This window comes from Kitasatospora sp. NPDC047058 (assembly GCF_040643935.1).
In the GTDB taxonomy this organism is placed as follows: Bacteria; Actinomycetota; Actinomycetes; order Streptomycetales; family Streptomycetaceae; genus Kitasatospora.
In genome coordinates, this window is sequence record NZ_JBEYVJ010000505.1 from 1 (window position 1) to 4,266 (window position 4,266).

The window sequence follows — 4,266 nt, forward strand, 5'->3', positions numbered from 1 at the left end:
TCGGCATTGGCCACACGCTTCGGCCGAGCGACCATGACCATCCGGCGTGCGCTCGAATTGCTCCGGGACGACGGGCTGATCACGACCGAATGGGGTCAGTGGAGCACGCCGCGGACGGCCTCGGGGTCGGCGGGCGCGAGCGGACCGGCGCCGCTGCCGTCGGCGGCGCTGCCCGCGGCCTTGCCGCTGACGGCCGGCGGCGGGGTCACGAAGACCGGGTCGGGATCGGCCTCGGGGGCGCAGGTCTTGGCGATGCGGCCGCCGCCCGCGGGGAGGCTGCCGTCGCGGAGGTAGGCGGTGAAGGTGTCGTCCAGGCAGGCGTTGCCGTGGAAGAGGATCTCGTGGAAGCTGCCGCCGTTCTGTACGACGAGCTTCGAGCCGGGCAGCGCGTCGTGCATGGCGAGCCCGCCCTCGTACGGGGTGGCGGCGTCCTCGGTGGCCTGGAAGAGCAGGACGGGCGGCAGCCCCTTGCCGGTGATCTTCGTCCGGCCGGCCGGGTTGCCCTGGTAGGGCCAGAACATGCAGGCGGCGTTGTACCACATGTTGTTGTACGTGTAGAAGGGGGCGACCGCGTTGACCTTGGCCTGGTCCTTCTTCCAGAACTCCCAGTCGCGCGGCCACGCGTTCTCGTTGCACTGCGCCGCGTTGTAGGCCGGGAAGGCGCCGTCGTCACCGCCCGGTGCCGCGTACCGGTTGTACGCGATGGCGAGCGGGCGGGTGTCGTGCTGGGTCACGAAGGCCGAGAGGACGGTGGCCATCCGGGGCCAGCGCAGGAAGTTGTAGCCCCCGCCGTAGAAGGTGTCCTCGAACTCGGCCGGGCCGATCTTCCCCGGGGCCGGCGCGGCGTCCACCGGCTCGGTCCGTAGCGCGGCCTCGACCTGGTCGTAGGCCTTCTTGACGGACGCGGTGTCGGTGCCCAGGTGGTAGACGGAGTCGGCCTTGGCCGTCCAGGCCGCGAAGGCGTCGAAGCGGCGCTGGTGCTCCTTGTCCTGCAGGATGTTGTGGTCGTACCAGCTGATGGTCGGTCCGACGATGCTGTCCAGCACCATCCTCCGCACGTGCGAGGGGAAGAGCTGGCCGTACGTGGAGCCCAGCGAGGTGCCCCAGGACCCGCCGTAGAAGCTGATCTGCCGCACGCCGAGCGCCCGCCGGATGCTGTCCATGTCGCGCGCGCTGTCGACGGTGGTCATGTGCGGCAGGAGCCAGGACCAGTCGGCCGCGCAGTCGGCGGCGTACCCGGCCGCCTTCGCCAGCCAGGCCTTCGAACTGCCCTGGCTCACCTGGTAGTCGGGGCGCTCGCCGTCGAAGTAGTGGGCGTCGCAGACGACGTGCGGCTCGCTCGCGTTGGTGCCGCGGATGTCGAAGCCGATCCAGTCGTAGGTCGAGGCGACGTCCTGCGGGAGCTGCCCGGAGACGAACGCGGGCATCCAGAGCCCGGAGGACCCGGGCCCGCCGGGGTTGAGCAGGATCGGGCCCTGCTGCTTGTCCTTGGGTGCGGTGGCGGGGAGCCGGTTCACCTTGATCTTGATCTTGCGGCCGCGCGGGTCGGCGTAGTCCACCGGCACGTCGAGCATCGCGCACTGCAGCGCGGGCGTGGCGGCGTCGTTGCAGGAGCTCCAGACGAGCTTCCCCTGGCCGACGTCCTCGGGGGCGGGGACGTCGGATGCGGCACTGGCGGACGCTCCGCCGAAGGCGGCGACGGCCGCGGCCGCCGAGAGCAGGGCTACGACTTTTCTCATGGGGAGCATGATGTGATATGTGCAATGTCACATCCAGTGGACTGGCGGGACGTTATCAAGCTGTGACCGGGCGGGAGTCGGGCGGCCGCGCGTCCGGGCGGCCGGCGCGCCCCGAGTGGGTGGCGCGCCGGCCGGCCGTGCTCTCGTCACCCTCGTGCGGGCCCGACCGCGACGGCCTTGTGCACGTACTCGTCCGTGCCGAGCTGCGCGAGCATGCAGTCGGCCAGGTCGGCGAAGGTGATCCTCGACCCGAACGTGAGGCGGAGGTCGGTTCCGGTGCGGTAGTGCGCGGTGTGCGGCCCGTCGGTGAGCGCGGCCGGACGGACGATGGTCCAGGCGGTGTCGCCGGCCCGGATGAGCTCCTCCATCCGCTCCTTGTCCCGCATGATGGACCTGATCGCGAGCCACGCGGTGGTGGAGTAGAGGCCGGGGCGGCGGCTGTCGGCCGTGCCGTAGTTGCTGAGGGCGACCAGGCGGCTCACCTCGTGGGCGGCCATCGCGGGCAGGATGGTGCGCATCCCGTCGGTGCAGACCGTGGTCCCCCAACGGCGTTGGCCCAGTGCGCTGATGACGACGTCCGCGCCGGCGACGGTCCGGGCCACCGGCTCCGCGTCGCGGACGTCGCCCTCGACGACGTGCAGATGCGGGCGGGCGGGGAGCCTGGCGGGATCCCGGGCGAGCATGGTGACCCGGTGCCCGCGGCCCAGGGCCTGGTCGACCAGGTGGCGGCCGGTGTGACCGGTCCCGCCGAAGATGGCCAGATGCATGGTGCTGCCTCCGTTGCTGACGCGCCGGAACAGGTGCTCGGACTCCCAGCATTGTGCAGAACTCCGCCCGCCGGCGGGCACCGATTGCGACGCCGGAATCGCGCCCCCTCCGCCGTCGCGCTTCCGGCCGATCGCCCCGGAAACCGTTCCGGGGCGATCCAGGGGCGGGGCGCCCCGGCGGTGCGGCCAGGTGTTCGAGAGCTCTCAACTGGCCGTTTCCGTGGGGTGTTTAGTTCTCGTCGGTGCGTGGGTACAGGTGCGGTCGCCTGTCCGGGGACGGGCCCCGGGGGGTGCCGAGAGGTGGAGGGCTTGCGTATGCCTGATTGTCGGGTACATGGCGGACGAATGCGGTGGCTGCGCCGGATCCGCGCCGCGGGGGCGGTGCTCGTGGCCGCGCTCGTCATGGCGGTGTGGGGCGTTCCGCAGGGCGCACAGGCGGTGCCGGTGCGCGACAGCACGGGCTGGTCGATCCTGATGTGCAAGGTCTCGGACAACGCGTCCGAACCGCACAGCGCGGCCTGGCTGAAGAACTTCTTCACCGACTCCGGTGCCGGCACCGGAGGCATGGACGACTACTTCAAGACCGTCTCCGGCGGCGCGGTACGGATCCGCAACTCCAACGCCGCGGGCTGGTTCACGATGCCCTACACCCTCGCCCAGGAACAGGGCCGCGACCGGTGGACCCGGTACAACGACTGCGTCAACGCGGCCAGCGCCGGCGGGTACACCGTCCCGGCCGGACACCGCACCGTCGTCGTCACCAACGTGAGCATCGACTGGTGGGGCGCGGGCGGCGCGATCTACCTGGACGGCACCGGGCTCGGCTCGGTGTCCGTCGCCCACGAGATGCTGCACGGCTACGGGCTGGGGCACTCCTTCTCCAACGACACCGGCTACCGCAACGCCCCGTGGTCCCAGCCGGGTGAGTACGACGACCCGTGGGACGAGATGAGCGCGGCCAACGTCTACGCCTCGGGCACCGGCGGCACCTACGGCAACACGCAGCCGATCGGCCTGGTCGGCTTCCAGCTCGACAAGCTCGGCTGGGTCGACCACAGCCGGGTGGCGGTCGCCCCGGCCGGCTGGAGCAGCTACACCCTCAGCTCGTTCCAGAGCGACGACGGTTCCCACCCGCTGCTGCTGCGGGTGCCGATCGGTTCGGACCCGTTCCACTACTACACGGTGGAGTTCACCCGGAAGGCCGGCTACACCGCCGGGATCCCGAACGACGTGGTCCTGATCCACGAGGTCGTCAACGGGACGCCCTACCTCCAGCGCACCCTGGACGGCGGCGCCCGGCTGCCGGTCACCTCGCTGAACGCCAACGGTGACTCGATCTCCACGTCGATCAGCGGCGGCACCGCGAGTGTGTCGGTCTACTCGGCGACGTCGGTGGCGATCTACGGTCCCAACACCTGTGTCTCGGGGTACGTCTGGCGCGACGGCGACTACCGCGACTACACCTGCGTGACGCCGGCGACCCGCAGCCAAGCCGCCGCCGACAACGCGGCCCGCTACAGCCGCTGGGTGTCCGGGCCGTACGGGCCGCACACCTGCATCGCGGGCTACGTCTGGCGGGACGCCTGGCCGGGCGACGACATCTGCGTCACCGGCGCCGTCCGCTCCCAGGCGGCGGCCGACAACGCGGCGGCGCCGTCGCGCGTCCTGCATCCCTGATCGCGGATCCCTGATCCCGGACTCCTGATCCGCTGAGGACCGGCCCCCGGCCCCGACCCCGTGCCGTGCGCGCGAGGCCGGGG

At 71.5% G+C, this 4,266-nt stretch carries 3 protein-coding genes; 1 reads left to right on the plus strand and 2 read right to left on the minus strand.

The window, feature by feature from the left end:
* Window positions 1-95: 95 nt before the first annotated feature.
* Entirely contained in the window at window positions 96-1,739 is a 1,644-nt protein-coding gene (locus tag ABZ885_RS36360; protein WP_360198668.1) for an alpha/beta hydrolase, read from the minus strand.
* A 146-nt stretch (window positions 1,740-1,885) separates the two neighbouring features.
* Window positions 1,886-2,506, minus strand: coding sequence for an SDR family oxidoreductase (locus ABZ885_RS36365; RefSeq protein ID WP_360198671.1), 621 nt, complete (start codon window positions 2,504-2,506; stop codon window positions 1,886-1,888).
* 345 nt (window positions 2,507-2,851) lie between these two features.
* Here ABZ885_RS36365 and ABZ885_RS36370 point away from each other — a divergent pair, with 345 nt between their 5' ends.
* Window positions 2,852-4,183 (plus strand): hypothetical protein, encoded by a 1,332-nt coding sequence (locus ABZ885_RS36370; RefSeq protein WP_360198673.1) that lies wholly within the window; start codon window positions 2,852-2,854, stop codon window positions 4,181-4,183.
* The last annotated feature ends 83 nt before the right edge of the window (window positions 4,184-4,266 follow it).

What these genes read in the sequence shown, in the direction of transcription:
- ABZ885_RS36360 (WP_360198668.1), bottom strand. Translation starts at nt 1,739, where the DNA reads ATGAGAAAAGTCGTAGCCCTGCTCTCGGCGGCCGCGGCCGTCGCCGCC.
- ABZ885_RS36365 (WP_360198671.1), bottom strand. Translation starts at nt 2,506, where the DNA reads ATGCATCTGGCCATCTTCGGCGGGACCGGTCACACCGGCCGCCACCTG.
- ABZ885_RS36370 (WP_360198673.1), top strand. Translation starts at nt 2,852, where the DNA reads ATGCGGTGGCTGCGCCGGATCCGCGCCGCGGGGGCGGTGCTCGTGGCC.